We start from the raw sequence: 20035 nt of genomic DNA, 5'->3' as shown, positions 1-20035 counted from the left end.
TGTACCGGAGCCGCCATGATCCTGCTAATCGACAATTACGATTCTTTCACCTGGAACCTCTACCAGTATTTTTGCGAACTGGGCGCTGACGTGTTGGTGAAGCGCAATGACGAGCTGACGCTGTCGCAGATACAGGCGTTGAATCCACAAAAAATCGTTATTTCGCCAGGCCCTTGCACACCGGATGAGTCCGGGATTTCGCTGGCGGTGATTCGCCACTATGCCGGTTGTCTGCCGATCCTCGGTGTCTGTCTGGGGCATCAGGCAATGGCGCAGGCTTTTGGCGCGACCATTGTGCGCGCGGCGAAGGTTATGCACGGAAAAACCTCACCCGTTCGCCACACAGGGAAAGGGGTGTTTCAGGGATTAGCCAACCCACTGACGGTCACGCGCTATCACTCTCTCGTCATCGATCCCGCGACGCTGCCTGACTGCTTTGAGATCACCGCCTGGAGTGAGACGCAGGAAATTATGGGGATTCGCCATAAAACGTGGGATCTTGAAGGCGTACAGTTCCACCCGGAAAGTATTCTCAGTGAGCAGGGGCATTCGTTGCTGGCAAATTTCCTCAACCGGTGATTAGTGGTTGCTATCTAGTGATTTTTTATGCATATTTTGTGATTATATTTTCACATTCATTTTGCGTAACTGGATGGTCATGAGATGGCAACTGAACAAACAGCAGTAACCCGGGCAACGTTCGATGAAGTCATTCTGCCCGTTTATGCACCGGCAGAGTTTATTCCTGTAAAGGGGAAAGGCAGCCGGGTCTGGGATCAGCAGGGCAAAGACTACGTCGATTTTGCCGGTGGCATTGCGGTAACCGTGCTGGGGCATTGCCATCCTGCGCTGGTGGATGCGCTGAAAGCCCAGGGCGAAACGCTCTGGCATACCAGTAACGTTTTCACCAATGAGCCCGCGCTGCGTCTTGGGCGCAAGATCATCGATGCCACTTTTGCCGAACGTGTGCTGTTTATGAACTCCGGGACGGAGGCCAATGAGACGGCCTTTAAACTGGCGCGACATTACGCGTGTGTGCGCCACAGTCCGTTCAAAACCAAAATTATTGCCTTTCATAATGCCTTTCATGGTCGTTCGCTGTTTACGGTCAGCGTTGGCGGTCAGCCGAAATATTCCGATGGCTTCGGGCCGAAACCAGCGGATATCGTCCACGTTCCGTTTAACGATCTCCATGCGGTAAAAGCGGTGATGGATGACCATACCTGCGCGGTCGTGGTTGAGCCGGTGCAGGGGGAAGGGGGCGTTCTGGCCGCTACGCCGGAATTCCTGCAAGGGCTGCGTGAGCTCTGCGATCAGCATCAGGCGCTGCTGGTGTTTGATGAGGTGCAATGCGGAATGGGGCGCACTGGCGATCTGTTTGCTTATATGCATTACGGCGTGACGCCAGATATTCTCACCAGCGCAAAAGCGTTAGGCGGAGGTTTTCCGATAAGCGCTGTACTGACGACGCAGGAGATCGCCTCGGCGTTTCACGTGGGTTCTCATGGTTCGACCTACGGCGGTAACCCACTGGCCTGTGCGGTGGCAGAAGCGGCATTCGATATTATCAACACGCCGGAGGTGTTAGGCGGCGTGCTGGCAAAACGGCAGAAATTTGTTCAACATCTTCAGCAGATTGATGAGCAGTACCACGTGTTCAGCGATATTCGTGGCATGGGGCTGTTGATTGGGGCTGAGCTGAAACCGCAGTATAAAGGGCGCGCGCGTGATTTTCTTTATGCGGCGGCGGATGCTGGCGTGATGGTGTTGAATGCTGGCCCTGATGTGATGCGCTTTGCCCCGTCGCTGGTGGTGGATGAGGCGGATATCGACGAAGGGATGCAGCGTTTCGCCCAGGCCGTGGCGAAGGTGGTAGGTTGAAACGCCGGATGGCGCTACCGCTTATCCGGCCAACAGGTGTGCTTATCGTAGGCCGGATAAGGCGTTACACCGCCATCCGGCAATCAGTGTTAACCCCGCATATCCCGCAACCGGCGGCTGAGCCATATTCCGTGGTGCGGCCGCTGGCGCCATGCGACCGACGAGATGGTGTGCATGGTGTTCAGGTGTCCCAGAATGCGTTGCAGATGCTGTTCCATTGTACTCAGAGGGCCGTGGGTGAGCGCTTCGGGGGCCTCCAGTATGTTCACATCTCCTGAACTGCCCGGTCCGTCATACTCCAGCCGCTGCTGACAGCGCTGAAGGGCGATTTCACAGGATTGCAGATATCGCTGGGCCAGATCCGGCGTCAACATCGCATGCTCGCGCGCCAGGATAGTCATCGCGTTAATATGCTCAACGATAAACTGACTGTGCGTTACCCATAGCTTCATTTCTTCCAGATAATGGGTATTAAATCCCGGCTCCTGCATCGCCTGATTCAGCGAGTTAAACAGTGTATTGTGCGCCTGGTTTACCCGCATGCGTTGATAAGCCAGCGGTGTGGCCTGCGGATCGTTGCTGAGGATCAGACGGATGGCCTCCTGGTCTGCTTCCAGTGCGTCGTGGGCGTTCTTACGCAACAGACCACTCTGCCACTGCGGCCATAGCCATACCGTGCCGCCAAAGGCTATCAGGCAGCCAATAACCGTATCGATAAAGCGAGGAATGATGAACTGTTCGCCATCCAGCGTCAGCAGTTGCAGGGTATACACCGCCGTGATAGTAAAACCCACCGTCGCCCAACCGTAGTTCTTGCGAATAGTCAGATAGCTGGCCAACGTAATCAACAGCATCAGACCTAACGTATAGCCTTCAGGGATATGAAAGTGCAGGGCTATGCCTGCGATAATCAGTCCCACCAGCGTACCGGCCGAGCGATGCAGAATGCGCACGCGAGTGGCGCCATAACCATTTTGCGTCACAAACAGCACTGTCATCAGGATCCAGTAAGGTTTCGGTAAATGCAGCGCTGTTCCCATCAGACTGGCGATGCTTAACATTACGCTGATGCGTCCGGCGTTACGTAGCGCCGGGGATTTCAGTGACAGGTAGTTTTTCAGCGCGGGCAACAGCGGTAATCGCCGCTGTTTATCGGCCATTAGATCACGGGCGTACAGCGGGCGCTGGGTGCGAAGCACTCGCGCAATACGGCTAAAGTGCCAGTAGCAGAACTGTCCCACGGGGTTATTCGGATGCTGGTTGGCAATCTTTTCCAGTGCGCCAATCTGTTTTGGCATACCAAATCGCGTTGGCAGACGATGGTAGAGAATGTCATCCGCCAGCACGCGCAGGCGCGCGGCGACGGTCTGCGCATTCCAGCGAATCACCTGTTCTGCGTGGCTTCGTTCAACCAGCTTTTGCACCTCTTCCGGCTGATGCAAGCTGACGGAGATATGTTCCTGAAGGTCCAGCGCTTCCTGGAAGGCGCGCAGCATTCGCTTGTAATCATTATTGTGATGCGCCGAGAGCATATGCATCTGCTGATAACACTGGGTGATGAGATCGACAGCCTTCTGCTGACGCGCCAGTAACGGCGGTAAGGCTTTCTCTGGATCGGTATGCTGGGTCAGCATGCTGTATTTGGCTTCGCAGTAGTCCGCCAGTTCGCGATACAACAAGCTCAGAGACTCGCGCAGCGGCTGTTCGCGCCACAGCCAGAACCAGAACCAGTTAAACAATCCATACCATAACGTACCCAGCGCGTAGATCAGTAAGGGCTCCCACACCGGCATGTTTCCCGCCAGACTCAGCGTGAAAATAGCGGCAATGAGCGAGGCTGGAAGCAGACGGGCATGTAAGGTACTTAGCTCTGCCGTGACACCGAGCACTAATGTCAGCCCGGTGAGGATCAGCGGTAAAGGTATTGCCTGTGCCAGCAGCAGTTGCATGATCAGGCTACATCCGGCAAACAGTGATGCGCCGACGATCAGCCGTTTGAAAAAGCGTTTGTGCGGGGTATCAAGCCCGGCAATGTTGCAGCAGGCAGGAACGAGTGAAAAGAGTAAGCCCAGATGTAACTGCCCGGCGATCAGGCCGACAGCCACGGGCAAACAGAGCACCAGCGTTTGACGTAGTGCGTAGTTGATTTCTGGGTGGTAAATCAGTCTGCGCCACATCGGGAAGGCAAAAATGACGCGCTACTTCGTAACGCGTCATTTCCGATGGATTAACGAGTGCCGTAAACGACGATGGTCTTACCGTGAGCGGAGATCAGGTTTTGATCTTCCAGCATCTTCAGAATACGACCAACGGTTTCGCGAGAGCAGCCAACGATCTGACCAATCTCCTGGCGAGTGATTTTGATCTGCATACCGTCCGGGTGGGTCATTGCATCGGGTTGTTTCGCCAGATTGAGCAGAGTCTGGGCGATACGACCAGTCACATCGAGGAATGCCAGGTTACCCACTTTCTCGGAAGTGACTTGCAGGCGACGAGCCATCTGGGAAGAGAGGCGCATCAGAATATCCGGGTTAACCTGAATTAGCTGGCGGAATTTCTTGTAGGAAATCTCAGCCACTTCACAGGCGGTTTTAGCTCGTACCCATGCGCTACGTTCCTGACCTTCTTCAAACAGGCCCAGTTCGCCAATAAAATCACCCTGATTCAGATAAGAAAGGATCATTTCTTTTCCTTCCTCGTCTTTAATCAACACGGCCACTGAGCCCTTAACGATGTAGTACAACGTTTCTGCTTTTTCACCCTGGTGAATCAGCGTGCTCTTCGACGGGTACTTATGAATGTGGCAATGAGACAAGAACCATTCGAGAGTCGGGTCTGTTTGCGGTTTGCCAAGCACCATGCGCGATTATCCTCTGTTATAAGCTGTCTCCAGAGCCAAGAAAACGCCGCTGTCTCTGGGGTTGCAAAAATACGCTTCCCGCTTCCTGGGAAGAGGCTGTCAAAAAAAACTGCAGCCTTTAATGTGAACTCCTCTGCATACATGCAGTACGTCAATGTATTACCGTAGCATCCTGACTGTTTTAGCATAGCTTTAGCCGTGTGTCTCCTGGTGTCTCGCTTCAGCATGACGCAGGTCGCCTTCCGTTGCGAGAATTGTTATGTACGCGTAATCTGTCAGGAAAATTGACGCACTGGAGTAAATGATATGCAAGCGCGGGTTAGATGGGTTGAAGGGTTAACTTTCCTCGGGGAGTCGGCTTCCGGACATCAGATTTTGATGGACGGTAACTCCGGTGATAAAGCACCAAGTCCGATGGAAATGGTATTGATGGCGGCAGGAGGATGCAGTGCGATCGACGTGGTTTCGATTCTGCAAAAAGGCCGTCAGGATGTCACCAACTGCGAAGTCAAACTAACCTCAGAGCGTCGCGAAGAAGCACCGCGTCTGTTTACTCATATCAATCTGCATTTCATTGTCACTGGTAACGATCTGAAGGATGCTGCCGTGGCGCGTGCGGTTGATCTCTCCGCAGAGAAGTATTGTTCTGTGGCGCTGATGCTGGAAAAAGCGGTCAAGATTACGCATTCGTATGAAGTGATTGCAGCGTAATTTTTTTATGTTGCCGGATGGCGTATCCGGCCTACAGAGTTTTGATTTGTAGGCCCGGTAAACGCAGTCGCGCCATCGGGCATTTCCCATCGTTTATTCGATTTTCTTACCTTCCATCAGTCGTTGCACCAGCGGCAACATAATCAGCTCCATCGCCAGCCCCATTTTTCCACCTGGCACCACCAGGGTATTGATGTGTGATATGAATGATCCCTGCAACATCGCCAGCAGCCAGGGGAAATCGATCCCTTCCAGATTACGGAAATGGATGACCACAAAGCTCTCGTCCAGCGATGGAATACCTTTGGCGGCAAATGGGTTTGATGTGTCCACCGTGGGCACGCGCTGGAAGTTAATATGGGTGCGGGAAAACTGTGGGGTAATGTAATTGATGTAGTCGTCCATCGAACGGACCACTGAATCCATCACCGCCTCACGGGAATGCCCACGTTCGCTGGTGTCGCGGATAAGCTTCTGGATCCACTCCAGGTTGACGATAGGCACCACGCCAACGAGTAAATCAACGTGGCTAGCCACCTCATGTTGTGGTGTGACTACGCCACCGTGCAGTCCTTCATAGAACAATACGTCTGTGGGTTCCGGCAGTGGTTGCCAGGGGGTAAAAGTGCCCGGAACCTGATTCCAGGGTACGGCTTCATCGTAGGTATGCAGATATTTTCGCGACTGGCCTTTGCCCGTCTGGCCGTATTCAATAAACGTCTGTTCCAGCAGGCCGAAGTCATTGGCGTCCGGGCCGAAATAGCTGATGTGACGACCGGCGTCGCGCGCTTTGCGGATCGCCATGTCCATTTCCGGGCGGGTATAGCGATGAAAACTGTCGCCTTCCACCTCGGCTGCGCGCAGGTTGAGTTGCGCAAAGATTTTCCGAAACGCGAGGCTGGTGGTGGTGGTCCCCGCGCCGCTGGATCCTGTTACTGCTATCACCGGATGTTTGGCAGACATAACAACTCCATCAATAAATTGATTTTTTATTATAGTCGGCCGAAGACAGCGGGTTACTCGCGAAACGGTTTGCGTGGCATGATGTTGACCGTTTCATGCAACTCGGACCACACCAGAACCGCTTCTCCGCACTGTAACTGGCGTTTGACGTCGGCGACTTTTTGTTCAAGGGTACGTTCATGTTCACCATAATCGGTGCCTTCGCGCAACACAAAGCTTTCGATCAGATTATCCAGCGTGTCGGGGGAAAGGTCCTGCCAGGGGATCTGCATGGTTATGCCTCCAGATACGGTGTCAGCCAGTCGGGGATCCGCGACTCCAGCCACATTTCAGGGTGGCGCAACGTCCCGCCGATAAACCCAACGTGCCCACCGTGTTCAGTGAGCTGATATTCCACGTGCGGCGGTAAATCTTCTGCTTTCGGGATTACATGACTATCCATAAACGGGTCATCTTTCGCGTGGATGATCAGCGTCGGAATGGCGATGTCACTCAGCAAGGGCATGGCGCTGCATTGACGATAATAGTCGATAGCATCGGCAAAACCGTGAATTTTGGCGGTGATCAGGTCATCAAACTCGCGAATACGGCGCAGGGATTTCAACTGCGCCAGACTCACCGGCAGCGAGCCGGGATACGCCGCCAGCTTACGTGACGCGTTCGCTTTTAGCAGGTTAAGCAAATAGCGCTGATACACACGGGAAAAGCCTTTTTCCATGTGATAGCTGCAGGCTTCAAGCACGAACGGTGCGGAGACAATTACTGCCGCATCAATCGGGATATCCCGGCCTGCTTTCGCCAACAGACAGGCCAGCATATTGCCGCCGAGCGAATAGCCAACCGCAGCGGTAGGAACACGACCAAACTCGCGTTGTAACCACTGTAGAAACCAGGTGCCGTCCTCCGTTTCCCCGGAATGATAAATGCGATTCAGGCGATTGGGTTCGCCGCTGCATCCGCGAAAATGCATCACGACGCCCAACCATCCACGCTTTTGTGCGGCTTCGATGAGTCCGTGGGCATACGGGCTGTTCAGACTACCTTCCAGACCATGAAACACTACCAGACGCGGTTTGTGTTTCGCCTGATGGGGATCTTCGCTCCATGCCAGGTCGACAAAATCACCATCGGGTAATTCCAGCCGCTGCCAGTGGGCGTCGAAATTCACTTTTCGCCGGATCAGCCGTGGCAGCATGGTTTGCAGATGGCGATTGCTGATACCGCGCATCGGGCGGAACTCCTCACTGCTGCCGTTCGGCATATCCGGATCGGGATAGATAATCTGTGTCATCACCTTCACTCGCTCAGCATCTGTTCAAGCTGCTCTTGCGCCTCAAGCCAGGCCATTTCACACTCTTCCAGCCCGGATTTGGCGCTGGCCTGCAGTTGCAGACATTCTGTCAGCTCGGCTTTTCGGCTCTGGTCATACAGTCCGCTGTCGCCCAGCTTCTCTTCCGCCTGCGCCAGTTGCGCGTTCAGCTTCTCCATCTCTTTTTCGAGGCGGGCGATCTCTTTACGCAGCGGCTGGGTCTGGCTGCGCAGTTCGGCTTCGCGACGCTTCTGGTCTTTGCGCGCTTGCGCGCTGTTGACGTTCTCTTTAGGAGCATCGTCAGGCTGATTTTCCTGCTTCTGCACATCGCTTAGCCATTGCTGATAATCTTCCAGATCGCCATCAAACGGCTCGACCTTACGATCGTGGACGAGATACAGATCGTCGGTGGTGGAACGCAATAAATGGCGGTCGTGCGATACCACCACCAGCGCGCCTTCGAATTCGATCAGCGCTTCGGTCAATGCCTGGCGCATATCGAGATCAAGGTGGTTGGTCGGTTCATCAAGCAGCAGCAGATTCGGACGTTGCCAGACGATCAGCGCCAGTACCAGACGTGCTTTTTCTCCGCCGGAGAAGCGACGCGTCTCTTCGCTGACTTTATCGCCCTGAAAACCGAAACCACCAAGATAGTCGCGCAGCTTCTGTTCCAGTTCCTGAGGGGCCAGTCGCGCCAGATGCTGCAACGGTGATTCATCAGCCCGTAAATATTCGAGCTGGTGCTGGGCGAAGTAGCCGAGCTTGATACCTTTCGCCAGGCCGATTTCACCGCTGACGGGCGCCAGTTCTCCCGCTAACAGTTTGATGAGCGTGGATTTACCTGCTCCGTTACGTCCCAGCAGGCCAATGCGTGAGCCGGGCACCAGGTTCAGTTTGATCGAATCCAGAATGATGCGATCGCCGTAACCAGCACTGACTTTTTCCATCTTCAGGAGCGGGTTCGGCAGGCTTTCCGGTGCGCGGAAGCTAAAGTGAAATGGGTTATCAACATGCGCCGGGGCAATCAGCTCCATGCGTTCCAGCATCTTAATGCGGCTCTGCGCCTGTTTCGCTTTCGTGGCTTTGGCACGGAAACGATCGATATAGCTTTGCAGATGCGCGACGCGCTCCTGTTGGCTTTCGTACATCGCCTGTTGCTGGGCCAGACGCGTAGCGCGCTGAACTTCAAACGCGCTGTAGTTACCGGTGTACTCGAACATCGTTTGCTGTTCAATATGAATGATTTTATCCACCACAGGATCGAGGAAGTCACGGTCGTGGGAGATCAGAATCAGCGTGCCCTGATAGCTCTTCAGCCATTTTTCCAGCCAGATAACCGCATCCAGATCGAGGTGGTTTGTCGGTTCATCAAGCAGCAGCAGATCGGAGCGACAGATTAGCGCCTGCGCCAGGTTGAGACGCATACGCCAGCCGCCGGAGAAATCGCTGACCGGGCGTTCCAGTTGTTCATTGGAGAATCCAAGGCCATGCAACAGGCTCGCGGCGCGAGAGCGCACGGTCCAGGCGTCGATGGCGTCGAGTTTGCCGTGGACGGTGGCAATGGCGTGTCCATCGTTACGTTCGTTAGCGTCGTGCAACTGGGCTTCCAGTTGACGGTATTCGCGGTCGCCGTCAATGACATACTCCAGCGCAGGCTGGGGCAGGGCAGGCGTTTCCTGATTCACCCACGCCAGTTGCCAGTTACCGGGAAAAGTAAAGCCGCCGGCATCGGCGCTGATTTCATTTTTCAGCAATGCCAGCAGGGTAGATTTCCCACAGCCGTTTTTGCCCACCAGACCGACTTTCTGGCCAGGATTGATGGTGGCAGTGGCATTGTCCAGCAAGACGCGCACGCCGCGACGAATTTGTAACGAGGAGAAAACAATCATAAGGCGCCGTATGTTCAGACTATGTTAAATTATCTTTATGATAATGTAGTGTGCAGCCATTTTGCCGCACTGGGGCGCAATGTTAGCCCAAAACAACAATGATACACAAAGTACAAAACCGGGAGGGGGATGATGTCTCAGCCAGCAAAGGTCTTGCTGCTGTATGCCCATCCGGAATCTCAGGACTCAGTGGCGAATCGGGTCCTGCTTAAGCCGGCCATGCAGCTCAGTAATGTTACGGTGCACGATCTCTACGCGCACTATCCTGATTTTTTTATCGATATCCCGCATGAGCAGGCGCTGTTGCGTGAGCATGACGTGATTGTGTTTCAGCATCCGCTGTACACCTATAGTTGCCCGGCGCTGCTGAAAGAGTGGCTGGATCGGGTTTTGAGCCGTGGCTTTGCCAGCGGGCCGGGTGGAAACCAGTTGGCGGGAAAGTACTGGCGTAGCGTCATTACCACCGGCGAGCCGGAAAGCGCCTATCGCTATGATGCGCTGAATCGCTATCCGATGAGCGACGTGTTGCGGCCCTTCGAGTTGACGGCGGGGATGTGCCGTATGCATTGGATGAGCCCCATCATTATTTATTGGGCCAGACGACAGAGCGCGCAGGAACTGGAAAGCCATGCAAAAGCGTATGGCGACTGGCTTGCTCATCCTGTTCCCGTGGGAGGCCGCTGATGGAAGGTTCCGATTTATTGACGGCGGGAGTACTGTTTCTCTTCGCGGCTGGGTATTGGCGCCGTACTGGGGTATTTGCTCGCGGGGATCGCCATTGGCCCGTGGGGATTAGGTTTTATCAGCGATGTGGATGAGATCCTCCATTTCTCTGAGCTGGGCGTGGTGTTCCTGATGTTTATCATCGGCCTGGAGCTGAATCCGTCGAAACTCTGGCAACTTCGACGCTCGATCTTTGGCGTGGGGGCAGCCCAGGTTCTGCTCAGTGCGGCACTGCTGGCCGGGCTATTGATGTTGACCGACTTTTCATGGCAGGCCGCGGTCGTTGGCGGCCTCGGACTGGCAATGTCCTCTACCGCCATGGCGTTGCAACTGATGCGTGAAAAGGGGATGAACCGCAGCGAGTCAGGGCAACTGGGCTTTTCAGTTTTACTGTTTCAGGATTTGGCGGTCATCCCGGCATTAGCGCTGGTGCCGCTGTTGGCCGGTTCCGCCGATGAGCACTTTGACTGGATGAAGGTTGGCATGAAGGTGCTGGCGTTTGCGGGCATGCTGATCGGCGGACGATATCTGCTCCGTCCGGTGTTCCGGTTTATTGCCGCTTCCGGTGTGCGTGAAGTGTTTACCGCCGCCACGCTGCTGCTGGTGCTGGGCTCTGCGTTATTCATGGATGCGCTGGGGTTGTCGATGGCGCTCGGCACGTTTATCGCAGGCGTTTTGTTGGCGGAAAGTGAATATCGCCATGAGCTGGAAACATCCATTGATCCGTTTAAAGGATTACTGCTCGGACTCTTCTTTATTTCTGTCGGAATGTCGCTCAATCTTGGCGTGCTGTATACCCATCTGCTGTGGGTGGTTGTAAGTGTGCTGGTGCTGGTAGGCGTGAAGACGCTGGTGCTTTATCTGCTGGCCCGGTTATATGGCCTGCGCAGTTCTGAAAGAATGCAGTTTGCGGGCGTGTTGAGTCAGGGTGGGGAATTCGCGTTCGTGCTTTTCTCAACGGCGTCGTCGCAGCGGTTGTTTCATGGTGATCAGATGGCGCTTCTGCTGGTGACGGTCACACTGTCGATGATGACCACGCCGATGCTGATGAAGCTAATCGATAAATGGCTTTCCCGTCAGATGAATGGCCCGGATGAAGACGATGAAATGCCGTGGGTCGAAGATGATAAGCCCCAGGTTATCGTGGTGGGCTTTGGTCGTTTTGGCCAGGTGATCGGACGCTTGCTGATGGCAAATAAGATGCGTATCACCGTGCTTGAGCGGGACATCAGCGCAGTAAACCTGATGCGCAAATACGGCTATAAGGTTTACTACGGTGACGCGACGCAGGTGGATCTGTTGCGCTCTGCCGGGGCGGAAGCGGCAGAATCCATCGTCATTACCTGCAATGAGCCGGAAGATACGATGAAGCTGGTGGAAATCTGCCAGCAACATTTCCCGCATTTGCATATTCTTGCGCGAGCGCGCGGACGTGTGGAAGTCCATGAGTTATTACAGGCGGGCGTGTCGCAGTTTTCCCGTGAAACCTTCTCCAGTGCGCTTGAGTTGGGGCGCAAAACGCTGGTGTCGTTAGGGATGCATCCGCATCAGGCGCAGCGGGCTCAACTGCATTTTCGCCGACTGGATATGCGGATGCTGAGAGAGCTGATTCCGATGCATACCGACACGGTACAAATCTCGCGCGCCAGAGAAGCCAGACGGGAACTTGAAGAGATTTTCCAGCGCGAGATGCAGCAAGAACGACGCCAACTGGATGGCTGGGATGAATTCGAGTAGAGGATAAGTATGGCAATCCGTAAACGTTTTATTGCAGGGGCGAAATGTCCTTCCTGCCAGGCCCAGGATTCTCTGGCGATGTGGCGCGAAAATAATATCGATATTGTTGAATGCGTTAAGTGCGGGCATCAGATGCGTGAAGCAGACAAAGAGGCCCGCGAGCACGTTCGCAAAGAAGAGCAAGTCATCGGGATCTTTCATCCAGACTAGCGATATGGCCCGAGTTTTTTTAAGCTAAGGGGTACACAGGTGCAGATTTCGGCTACAATCTGCGCCAGCAATTTTCCCACGCTCAGGAGATATCATGAAAGTAGCAAAAGACCTGGTGGTCAGCCTGGCCTATCAGGTACGTACAGAAGACGGTGTGTTGGTTGATGAGTCTCCGGTGAGTGCGCCGCTGGACTACCTGCATGGTCACGGTTCCCTGATCTCTGGCCTGGAAACAGCGCTGGAAGGTCACGATGTTGGCGACAAATTTGATGTTGCTGTAGGCGCGAACGACGCTTACGGTCAGTATGACGAAAACCTGGTGCAGCGCGTTCCTAAAGACGTCTTCATGGGCGTTGACGAACTGCAGGTGGGGATGCGCTTCCTGGCTGAAACTGACCAGGGTCCGGTTCCGGTTGAAATTACCGAAGTGGAAGACGACCACGTTGTGGTTGACGGCAACCACATGCTGGCGGGTCAGAATCTGAAATTCAACGTTGAAGTTGTTGCGATCCGCGAAGCGACCGAAGAAGAACTGGCCCACGGTCACGTTCACGGCGCGCACGGTCACGACCATGACCACGACCATGATGGCTGCTGCGGCGGTCACGGCCATGACCACGGTCACGAGCACGGCGGCGAAGGCTGCTGTGGCGGCGGCGGTAAAGGCGGTTGCGGCTGCCACTAAAAGGTCATAATGCCTGATGGCGCTACGCTGATCAGGCCTACGAGCTCATTGGAATGAGTAGGCCGGATAAGGCGCTTGTACCGCCATCCGGCAATGAGCCACAAAAAAAGCGGGTTAAGCCCGCTTTTTTTACGTCTCAATAGTGTGGCGGCGGGGTTTCTTCCGCCTGAGAGGCGATGTTTGACGGTTGACTCGCTTTAAGTTTTTCCGTCAGCAGGCGCAGATGATCGCGCAATTTGGCCATTTCCATCTCATGGGCGGTGACCGTTACGTTGAGTTCTTCAATGGTGATCTCCTGAAAAGCCAGGCGACTTTCCAGCTCAGCCAGTCGGGCTTCCATCGTTACTTCCTGCATGCTTCACCTCACTGATTGTCTCGGGTCGCGGCGGATTCTACTGAACTTTATCTGATTGCACAGCACTGAATTAGCCTGAGCGAAACTAATTTAAACAAAAAGAGTCTCAAAAGTAGCGAGATTCAGTCATGAGTGTATGTTGATTTGTTCGACAACGCTTTATAGTACGTTTCTCAGATAAAAGTTAATCATGGGGTGAGATGCCCCGGCCCTGGAGATATGGATGAAATCACTGTTTAAAGTCACGCTGCTGGCGACCACGATGGCCGTTGCTCTGCATGCGCCGATCACCTTCGCTGCTGAAGCGGCAAAACCGGCTGCGACTGCTGACAGCAAAGCTGCGTTCAAAAACGACGACCAGAAATCGGCTTATGCGCTGGGCGCATCGCTGGGCCGTTATATGGAAAACTCCCTGAAAGAGCAGGAAAAGCTGGGGATCAAACTGGACAAAGAGCTGCTGATCTCTGGTGTCCAGGATGCGTTTGCGGATAAGAGTAAACTGTCTGATCAGGAGATCGAACAGACTCTGCAGGCATTTGAAGCTCGCGTGAAATCTTCTGCACAGGCGAAGATGGAAAAAGATGCGGCTGACAACGAAGCCAAAGGCAAAGAATTCCGCGCTAAGTTTGCCAAAGAGAAAGACGTGAAGACCTCTTCAACCGGTTTGCTTTATAAAGTAGAGAAAGCCGGTACGGGCGACGCGCCGAAAGACAGCGATACCGTGGTAGTGAACTACAAAGGGACGCTGATTGACGGTAAAGAGTTTGATAACTCATACACCCGTGGCGAGCCGCTGTCCTTCCGTCTGGACGGTGTGATCCCAGGCTGGACTGAGGGTCTGAAAAACATCAAGAAAGGCGGGAAAATCAAGATGGTTATCCCACCGGAACTGGCTTACGGTAAAACTGGTGTACCGGGCATCCCGGCTAACTCCACCCTGGTATTCGACGTAGAACTGCTGGATATCAAACCGGCACCGAAGGCGGATGCTAAGCCAGAAGCGGCAGCAGAAGCTGACGCAAAAGCAGCAGATGCGGCTCAAAAATAAAAACTGAGAACCGCCGCCGAACAGGGCGGCGGTTTTTTTATGCGGGCCGGATACCTTCACAAAACCATTCGAGTTGCATCGGGGCGGTAAGGGCATGAATCCCCTGGGGCGTACAATAAGTACGTGACTTAGGTGACCGGGTGCTACCAACGCAGAGGCAGCTTGAGGGATGACGTGTATAATTAGTAGTGGAAAGTGAAAGCCCCTCTGTATTAATTTAATCATCCGCATAATTAATGAGCCTGCCCTGAAAACATAACGACAGGCTCCTGAAAAGGAGTGTTTTTTTTCATGTCCAGGTCGCTTTTAACCAACGAAACCAGTGAGCTCGATTTACTGGATCAACGTCCTTTCGATCAGACCGACTTTGATATTCTGAAATCCTACGAAGCGGTGGTGGACGGGTTAGCGATGCTCATTGGTTCCCACTGTGAAATCGTATTGCACTCTTTGCAGGATTTGAAATGTTCCGCGATTCGTATTGCGAATGGCGAACACACCGGGCGTAAAATCGGTTCGCCGATTACTGACCTTGCGTTGCGTATGCTGCACGATATGACCGGAGCAGATAGCAGCGTGTCTAAATGCTACTTTACCCGTGCGAAAAGCGGCGTTCTGATGAAGTCAGTGACGATTGCTATTCGCAATCGTGAGCAGCGCGTGATTGGTCTGCTGTGCATCAACATGAATCTTGATGTACCGTTCTCACAGATCATGAATACCTTTATTCCACCGGAAACCCCGGAAGTAGGGTCGTCTGTGAATTTCGCCTCTTCAGTGGAAGACCTGGTGACGCAGACCCTGGAGTTCACCATTGAAGAGGTGAACGCCGATCGTAATGTGTCTAATAACGCCAAGAATCGCCAGATCGTGCTTAATCTGTACGAAAAAGGGATTTTCGATATTAAAGACGCCATCAACCAGGTCGCCGATCGCCTGAACATCTCTAAACACACCGTGTACCTCTATATTCGCCAGTTCAAAAGTGGCGATTTTCTGGGGCAAGATAAGTAATGCGTTTTGCCATTGTGGTTACCGGTCCGGCATATGGTACCCAGCAGGCGAGCAGTGCGTTGCAGTTTGCTCAGGCATTGATAGAAGAAGGCCATATGTTAAGCAGCGTCTTTTTCTATCGCGAAGGAGTGTATAACGCCAATCAACTGACCTCTCCGGCCAGCGATGAATTTGACCTGGTCCGGGCCTGGCAACAGATGAATACAGATCATGGCGTTGCGCTGAATATCTGTGTAGCGGCGGCGCTGCGTCGCGGTGTGGTTGATGAAACTGAAGCCGATAGGTTGGGACTGACCTCCGCCAATTTGCAGCCAGGCTTTACGCTCAGTGGTCTTGGCGCGCTGGCGGAAGCGTCGCTGACCTGCGATCGCGTGGTGCAGTTCTGATGAAACGTGTTGCTTTTATCTTCTCCACGACGCCGCACGGCAGCGCTTCAGGCCGGGAAGGGCTGGACGCGCTGCTGGCAACGTCGGCGCTAACGGATGACCTCGGTGTTTTCTTTATTGGTGATGGCGTTTTCCAGATCCTTCAGGGGCAAAAGCCAGATGTCATTCTGGCGCGCGACTATATCGCGACTTTCAAACTGCTGGGATTGTACGATATTGAGCAGTGTTGGCTATGTGCTGCGTCGCTACGTGAGCGCGGGCTTGGCGAAGACACACGTTTTGTTATTGACGCCGCGCGACTTGAACCTGAAGCGCTGCGCCGTGAACTGGGCACCTATGATGTCATCCTGAGATTTTGAGGTTCTCATGCTGCATACATTACACCGCTCCGCGTGGCACTGCGATTTCACTTCTCTCTTGCGATTGCTGGCGGAAGGCGATGAACTTTTATTGCTTCAGGACGGCGTCACCGCCGCAATCGAAGGGAGTCGTTTCCTTGAAAGTCTGCAAAACAACCCCATAACGGTATACGCACTGAAAGAAGACATTGAAGCTCGCGGTTTGGGTGGTCAAATTTCAGACAGTGTCGTCAGGGTTGACTATACTGACTTCGTCAGACTTGCGGTTAAGCACACCAGCCAGTTGGCCTGGTGATTGTGTGATCGTTGTATATTTCTTGACACCTTTTCGACACCGCCCTAAAATTCGGCGTCCTCATATTGTATGAGGTCGTTTTATTACGTGTTTACGAAGCAAAAGCTAAAACCAGGAGCTATTTAATGGCAACAGTTAACCAGCTGGTACGCAAACCACGTGCTCGCAAAGTTGCAAAAAGCAACGTGCCTGCGCTGGAAGCATGCCCGCAAAAACGTGGTGTATGTACTCGTGTATATACTACCACTCCTAAAAAACCGAACTCCGCACTGCGTAAAGTATGTCGTGTTCGTCTGACTAACGGTTTTGAAGTGACTTCCTACATCGGTGGTGAAGGTCACAACCTGCAGGAGCACTCCGTGATCCTGATCCGTGGTGGTCGTGTTAAAGACCTTCCGGGTGTTCGTTACCACACCGTTCGTGGTGCGCTTGACTGCTCCGGTGTTAAAGACCGTAAGCAAGCTCGCTCCAAGTATGGCGTGAAGCGTCCTAAGGCTTAATGGTTCTCCGTTAAGTAAGGCCAAACGTTTTAACTTAAATGTCAAACTAAACTCGTAGAGTTTTGGACAATCCTGAATTAACAACGGAGTATTTCCATGCCACGTCGTCGCGTCATTGGTCAGCGTAAAATTCTGCCGGATCCGAAGTTCGGATCAGAACTGCTGGCTAAATTTGTAAATATCCTGATGGTAGATGGTAAAAAATCTACTGCCGAAACAATCGTATACAGCGCGCTGGAGACCCTGGCTCAGCGTTCTGGTAAATCTGAACTGGAAGCTTTCGAAGTAGCTCTCGAAAACGTGCGCCCGACTGTCGAAGTTAAGTCTCGCCGCGTTGGTGGTTCTACTTATCAGGTACCAGTTGAAGTCCGTCCGGTTCGTCGTAATGCCCTGGCAATGCGTTGGATCGTTGAAGCTGCTCGTAAACGCGGTGATAAATCCATGGCTCTGCGCCTGGCGAACGAACTTTCTGATGCTGCAGAAAACAAAGGTACTGCAGTTAAGAAACGTGAAGACGTTCACCGTATGGCCGAAGCCAACAAGGCGTTCGCACACTACCGTTGGTAATCCCTTCGGAGTTTTAGTCACCAGGCGGGCGCTTCCAGTAAGCAGCCCGCTTTGGGCTACTTAAATTGAACGCCTAAAAGATAAACGAGGAATCAAATGGCTCGTACAACACCCATCGCACGCTACCGTAACATCGGTATCAGTGCGCACATCGACGCCGGTAAAACCACTACTACCGAACGTATTCTGTTCTACACCGGTGTAAACCATAAAATCGGTGAAGTTCATGACGGCGCAGCCACCATGGACTGGATGGAGCAGGAGCAGGAACGTGGTATTACTATCACTTCCGCAGCGACTACTGCATTCTGGTCTGGTATGGCTAAGCAGTATGAACCGCATCGCGTAAACATCATCGACACCCCGGGGCACGTTGACTTCACTATCGAAGTAGAACGTTCCATGCGTGTTCTTGATGGTGCGGTAATGGTTTACTGCGCAGTTGGTGGTGTTCAGCCGCAGTCTGAAACCGTATGGCGTCAGGCAAACAAATATAAAGTTCCGCGCATTGCGTTCGTTAACAAAATGGACCGTATGGGTGCGAACTTCCTGAAAGTTGTTGGTCAGATCAAAACCCGTCTGGGCGCGAACCCTGTTCCGCTGCAGCTGGCGATTGGCGCTGAAGAAGCGTTCACTGGTGTTATCGACCTGGTGAAAATGAAAGCCATCAACTGGAATGATGCAGACCAGGGCGTTACCTTCACTTACGAAGATATCCCGGCTGACATGCAGGACCTGGCTGACGAATGGCACCAGAACCTGATTGAGTCCGCTGCTGAAGCTTCTGAAGAGCTGATGGAGAAATACCTGGGTGGTGAAGAACTGACTGAAGAAGAGATCAAAAAAGCTCTGCGTCAGCGCGTTCTGAACAACGAAATCATCCTGGTAACCTGTGGTTCTGCATTTAAGAACAAAGGTGTTCAGGCGATGCTGGATGCGGTAATTGATTACCTGCCATCCCCGGTTGACGTACCTGCGATCAACGGTATCCTGGACGACGGTAAAGACACTCCGGCTGAGCGTCACGCTAGCGATGAAGAGCCTTTCTCTGCACTGGCATTCAAAATCGCTACCGACCCGTTCGTGGGTAACCTGACCTTCTTCCGTGTGTACTCTGGTGTGGTTAACTCTGGTGATACCGTACTGAACTCCGTGAAAGCTGCACGTGAGCGTTTCGGTCGTATCGTTCAGATGCACGCTAACAAACGTGAAGAGATCAAAGAAGTTCGCGCGGGCGACATCGCTGCTGCGATCGGTCTGAAAGACGTAACGACGGGTGACACCCTGTGTGATCCTGATGCGCCGATCATTCTGGAGCGTATGGAATTCCCTGAGCCGGTAATCTCCATCGCCGTAGAACCGAAAACCAAAGCTGACCAGGAAAAAATGGGTCTGGCTCTGGGTCGTCTGGCTAAAGAAGACCCGTCATTCCGCGTATGGACTGACGAAGAATCTAACCAGACTATTATCGCCGGTATGGGTGAGCTGCACCTCGACATCATCGTTGACCGTATGAAGCGTGAATTCAACGTTGAAGCGAACGTCGGTAAACCTCAGGTTGCTTACCGCGAAGCGATTCGTGCGAAAGTTACCGATATCGAAGGTAAACACGCCAAGCAGTCTGGTGGTCGCGGTCAGTATGGTCATGTTGTTATCGACATGTACCCGCTGGAGCCGGGTTCTAACCCGAAAGGCTACGAGTTCGTCAACGACATTAAAGGTGGTGTAATCCCAGGTGAATACATCCCGGCCGTTGATAAAGGTATCCAGGAGCAACTGAAAGCCGGTCCGCTGGCTGGTTACCCGGTTGTTGATATGGGTGTCCGTCTGCACTTCGGTTCTTACCATGACGTTGACTCCTCTGAACTGGCGTTTAAACTGGCAGCGTCTATTGCCTTTAAAGAAGGCTTTAAGAAAGCTAAGCCTGTTCTGCTTGAGCCGATCATGAAGGTTGAGGTAGAAACGCCGGAAGAGAACACCGGTGACGTTATCGGTGACTTGAGCCGTCGTCGCGGTATGCTGCGCGGTCAGGAATCCGAAGTGACTGGCGTTAAGATCCATGCTGAAGTACCGCTGTCTGAAATGTTTGGATATGCAACTCAGCTGCGTTCTCTGACCAAAGGTCGCGCATCGTACACTATGGAATTCCTGAAGTACGATGATGCACCGAACAACGTTGCTCAGGCCGTAATCGAAGCCCGTGGTAAATAATCCACAGGATTAAAACCTAAGTCCCGTGCTCTCTCCATAAGGGGAGAGCGCTATAGTAAGGAATATAGCCGTGTCTAAAGAAAAATTTGAACGTACAAAACCGCACGTTAACGTCGGCACCATCGGCCACGTTGACCACGGTAAAACTACCCTGACCGCTGCAATCACTACCGTACTGGCTAAAACCTACGGTGGTTCTGCTCGTGCATTCGACCAGATCGATAACGCGCCGGAAGAAAAAGCTCGTGGTATCACCATCAACACGTCTCACGTTGAATATGACACCCCGACTCGTCACTACGCACACGTAGACTGCCCGGGGCACGCCGACT

The 20035-nt window shown here is 53.2% G+C and carries 22 protein-coding genes and 1 pseudogene; 16 read left to right on the top strand and 7 right to left on the bottom strand.

Translation table 11 applies throughout. The features are described from left to right. Positions 1 to 15 precede the first annotated feature (15 nt). Positions 16 to 579, top strand: coding sequence for an aminodeoxychorismate synthase component 2 (pabA, locus tag WB371_RS09805; RefSeq protein WP_336219885.1), 564 nt, complete (start codon positions 16 to 18; stop codon positions 577 to 579). Positions 580 to 663: 84 nt separating this feature from the next. Further along, positions 664 to 1881, top strand: a complete 1218-nt coding sequence (argD, locus tag WB371_RS09800; protein WP_336219884.1) for a bifunctional acetylornithine/succinyldiaminopimelate transaminase — start codon at positions 664 to 666, stop codon at positions 1879 to 1881. 89 nt (positions 1882 to 1970) lie between these two features. On the opposite strand, the gene WB371_RS09795 is transcribed toward argD, so the two are convergent. Then, the gene (locus tag WB371_RS09795; RefSeq protein ID WP_336219883.1) at positions 1971 to 4058 is read right to left on the bottom strand and encodes a YccS/YhfK family putative transporter; all 2088 of its coding nucleotides are present in this window, start codon (positions 4056 to 4058) and stop codon (positions 1971 to 1973) included. Positions 4059 to 4108: 50 nt separating this feature from the next. Further along, positions 4109 to 4741 carry a cAMP-activated global transcriptional regulator CRP gene (crp, locus tag WB371_RS09790; protein WP_000242758.1) on the bottom strand — a complete coding sequence of 211 codons (633 nt, stop codon included), beginning with the start codon at positions 4739 to 4741 and terminating at the stop codon, positions 4109 to 4111. Positions 4742 to 5047: 306 nt separating this feature from the next. On the opposite strand from crp, the gene WB371_RS09785 reads away from it, so the two are divergent. Then, a complete protein-coding gene (locus WB371_RS09785) occupies positions 5048 to 5452 on the top strand; it encodes an OsmC family protein (protein ID WP_336219882.1) in 405 nt (134 codons plus the stop codon). Positions 5453 to 5545: 93 nt separating this feature from the next. On the opposite strand, the gene WB371_RS09780 is transcribed toward WB371_RS09785, so the two are convergent. From WB371_RS09780 to WB371_RS09765, 4 genes are read right to left on the bottom strand one after another with little or no spacing between them, the layout of a single operon-like run. Further along, the gene (locus WB371_RS09780; protein ID WP_178827801.1) at positions 5546 to 6415 is read right to left on the bottom strand and encodes a phosphoribulokinase; all 870 of its coding nucleotides are present in this window, start codon (positions 6413 to 6415) and stop codon (positions 5546 to 5548) included. Between the two features lie 53 nt (positions 6416 to 6468). Further along, positions 6469 to 6687, bottom strand: a complete 219-nt coding sequence (locus tag WB371_RS09775) for a YheU family protein (protein ID WP_336219881.1) — start codon at positions 6685 to 6687, stop codon at positions 6469 to 6471. A 2-nt stretch (positions 6688 to 6689) separates the two neighbouring features. Further along, complete coding sequence (locus tag WB371_RS09770) at positions 6690 to 7706, bottom strand: hydrolase (RefSeq protein ID WP_336220179.1); 1017 nt, start codon at positions 7704 to 7706, stop codon at positions 6690 to 6692. Between the two features lie 5 nt (positions 7707 to 7711). Further along, on the bottom strand, positions 7712 to 9613 hold the full coding sequence (locus tag WB371_RS09765; RefSeq protein WP_336219880.1) for an ABC transporter ATP-binding protein: 1902 nt from the start codon (positions 9611 to 9613) through the stop codon (positions 7712 to 7714). Between the two features lie 132 nt (positions 9614 to 9745). Between WB371_RS09765 and kefG the strand changes: the two genes are divergently transcribed. From kefG to slyD, 4 genes and pseudogenes are all read left to right on the top strand, one after another. Next, on the top strand, positions 9746 to 10297 hold the full coding sequence (kefG, locus tag WB371_RS09760; protein WP_336220178.1) for a glutathione-regulated potassium-efflux system ancillary protein KefG: 552 nt from the start codon (positions 9746 to 9748) through the stop codon (positions 10295 to 10297). Further along, a pseudogene (gene kefB / locus WB371_RS09755) lies at positions 10297 to 12073 on the top strand (glutathione-regulated potassium-efflux system protein KefB). The gene kefG and the pseudogene kefB overlap by 1 nt, the downstream one beginning before the upstream one ends. A gap of 9 nt (positions 12074 to 12082) precedes the next feature. After that, entirely contained in the window at positions 12083 to 12283 is a 201-nt protein-coding gene (locus tag WB371_RS09750) for a YheV family putative zinc ribbon protein (protein WP_005121675.1), read from the top strand. Between the two features lie 94 nt (positions 12284 to 12377). Then, positions 12378 to 12968 carry a peptidylprolyl isomerase gene (gene slyD / locus WB371_RS09745; protein WP_336219879.1) on the top strand — a complete coding sequence of 197 codons (591 nt, stop codon included), beginning with the start codon at positions 12378 to 12380 and terminating at the stop codon, positions 12966 to 12968. Positions 12969 to 13104: 136 nt separating this feature from the next. Here the strand turns inward: slyD and WB371_RS09740 are convergent, their stop codons facing one another. Beyond that, entirely contained in the window at positions 13105 to 13323 is a 219-nt protein-coding gene (locus tag WB371_RS09740) for a protein SlyX (protein WP_336219878.1), read from the bottom strand. Positions 13324 to 13546: 223 nt separating this feature from the next. Between WB371_RS09740 and fkpA the strand changes: the two genes are divergently transcribed. The 9 genes from fkpA to WB371_RS09695 all read left to right on the top strand — a co-directional run. Next, entirely contained in the window at positions 13547 to 14371 is an 825-nt protein-coding gene (gene fkpA / locus WB371_RS09735) for an FKBP-type peptidyl-prolyl cis-trans isomerase (RefSeq protein WP_336219877.1), read from the top strand. A gap of 291 nt (positions 14372 to 14662) precedes the next feature. Next, positions 14663 to 15385, top strand: a complete 723-nt coding sequence (locus tag WB371_RS09730; RefSeq protein WP_336219876.1) for a transcriptional regulator — start codon at positions 14663 to 14665, stop codon at positions 15383 to 15385. Beyond that, entirely contained in the window at positions 15385 to 15771 is a 387-nt protein-coding gene (gene tusD / locus WB371_RS09725; protein ID WP_336219875.1) for a sulfurtransferase complex subunit TusD, read from the top strand. Before WB371_RS09730 ends, tusD begins: the two co-directional genes overlap by 1 nt. Further along, the gene (gene tusC, locus WB371_RS09720; protein WP_336219874.1) at positions 15771 to 16130 is read left to right on the top strand and encodes a sulfurtransferase complex subunit TusC; all 360 of its coding nucleotides are present in this window, start codon (positions 15771 to 15773) and stop codon (positions 16128 to 16130) included. The genes tusD and tusC overlap by 1 nt, the downstream gene beginning before the upstream one ends. Before the next feature lie 7 nt (positions 16131 to 16137). Then, complete coding sequence (gene tusB / locus WB371_RS09715) at positions 16138 to 16425, top strand: sulfurtransferase complex subunit TusB (protein WP_336219873.1); 288 nt, start codon at positions 16138 to 16140, stop codon at positions 16423 to 16425. A 125-nt stretch (positions 16426 to 16550) separates the two neighbouring features. Next, a complete protein-coding gene (gene rpsL, locus WB371_RS09710; protein WP_000246815.1) occupies positions 16551 to 16925 on the top strand; it encodes a 30S ribosomal protein S12 in 375 nt (124 codons plus the stop codon). 96 nt (positions 16926 to 17021) lie between these two features. Next, the gene (gene rpsG / locus WB371_RS09705) at positions 17022 to 17492 is read left to right on the top strand and encodes a 30S ribosomal protein S7 (RefSeq protein WP_042998382.1); all 471 of its coding nucleotides are present in this window, start codon (positions 17022 to 17024) and stop codon (positions 17490 to 17492) included. A gap of 96 nt (positions 17493 to 17588) precedes the next feature. Further along, a complete protein-coding gene (gene fusA / locus WB371_RS09700; RefSeq protein WP_336219872.1) occupies positions 17589 to 19703 on the top strand; it encodes an elongation factor G in 2115 nt (704 codons plus the stop codon). A gap of 70 nt (positions 19704 to 19773) precedes the next feature. Then, the coding region (locus tag WB371_RS09695) for a GTP-binding protein (RefSeq protein WP_227640557.1) at positions 19774 to 20035 on the top strand (262 nt) is incomplete at its 3' end.

This window comes from Citrobacter amalonaticus, assembly GCF_037053465.1.
Lineage (GTDB): Bacteria > Pseudomonadota > Gammaproteobacteria > Enterobacterales > Enterobacteriaceae > Citrobacter_A > Citrobacter_A amalonaticus_H.
Note: the sequence above shows the minus strand (reverse complement) of the source record. Positions and strands in the feature narration are given on the sequence as shown.

Excerpts from the sequence above, each read along its gene's own strand:
- pabA (WP_336219885.1), top strand. The coding sequence starts at position 16 with ATGATCCTGCTAATCGACAATTACGATTCTTTCACCTGGAACCTCTAC.
- argD (WP_336219884.1), top strand. The coding sequence starts at position 664 with ATGGCAACTGAACAAACAGCAGTAACCCGGGCAACGTTCGATGAAGTC.
- WB371_RS09795 (WP_336219883.1), bottom strand. The coding sequence starts at position 4,058 with ATGTGGCGCAGACTGATTTACCACCCAGAAATCAACTACGCACTACGT.
- crp (WP_000242758.1), bottom strand. The coding sequence starts at position 4,741 with ATGGTGCTTGGCAAACCGCAAACAGACCCGACTCTCGAATGGTTCTTG.
- WB371_RS09785 (WP_336219882.1), top strand. The coding sequence starts at position 5,048 with ATGCAAGCGCGGGTTAGATGGGTTGAAGGGTTAACTTTCCTCGGGGAG.
- WB371_RS09780 (WP_178827801.1), bottom strand. The coding sequence starts at position 6,415 with ATGTCTGCCAAACATCCGGTGATAGCAGTAACAGGATCCAGCGGCGCG.
- WB371_RS09775 (WP_336219881.1), bottom strand. The coding sequence starts at position 6,687 with ATGCAGATCCCCTGGCAGGACCTTTCCCCCGACACGCTGGATAATCTG.
- WB371_RS09770 (WP_336220179.1), bottom strand. The coding sequence starts at position 7,706 with ATGACACAGATTATCTATCCCGATCCGGATATGCCGAACGGCAGCAGT.
- WB371_RS09765 (WP_336219880.1), bottom strand. The coding sequence starts at position 9,613 with ATGATTGTTTTCTCCTCGTTACAAATTCGTCGCGGCGTGCGCGTCTTG.
- kefG (WP_336220178.1), top strand. The coding sequence starts at position 9,746 with ATGTCTCAGCCAGCAAAGGTCTTGCTGCTGTATGCCCATCCGGAATCT.
- WB371_RS09750 (WP_005121675.1), top strand. The coding sequence starts at position 12,083 with ATGGCAATCCGTAAACGTTTTATTGCAGGGGCGAAATGTCCTTCCTGC.
- slyD (WP_336219879.1), top strand. The coding sequence starts at position 12,378 with ATGAAAGTAGCAAAAGACCTGGTGGTCAGCCTGGCCTATCAGGTACGT.
- WB371_RS09740 (WP_336219878.1), bottom strand. The coding sequence starts at position 13,323 with ATGCAGGAAGTAACGATGGAAGCCCGACTGGCTGAGCTGGAAAGTCGC.
- fkpA (WP_336219877.1), top strand. The coding sequence starts at position 13,547 with ATGAAATCACTGTTTAAAGTCACGCTGCTGGCGACCACGATGGCCGTT.
- WB371_RS09730 (WP_336219876.1), top strand. The coding sequence starts at position 14,663 with ATGTCCAGGTCGCTTTTAACCAACGAAACCAGTGAGCTCGATTTACTG.
- tusD (WP_336219875.1), top strand. The coding sequence starts at position 15,385 with ATGCGTTTTGCCATTGTGGTTACCGGTCCGGCATATGGTACCCAGCAG.
- tusC (WP_336219874.1), top strand. The coding sequence starts at position 15,771 with ATGAAACGTGTTGCTTTTATCTTCTCCACGACGCCGCACGGCAGCGCT.
- tusB (WP_336219873.1), top strand. The coding sequence starts at position 16,138 with ATGCTGCATACATTACACCGCTCCGCGTGGCACTGCGATTTCACTTCT.
- rpsL (WP_000246815.1), top strand. The coding sequence starts at position 16,551 with ATGGCAACAGTTAACCAGCTGGTACGCAAACCACGTGCTCGCAAAGTT.
- rpsG (WP_042998382.1), top strand. The coding sequence starts at position 17,022 with ATGCCACGTCGTCGCGTCATTGGTCAGCGTAAAATTCTGCCGGATCCG.
- fusA (WP_336219872.1), top strand. The coding sequence starts at position 17,589 with ATGGCTCGTACAACACCCATCGCACGCTACCGTAACATCGGTATCAGT.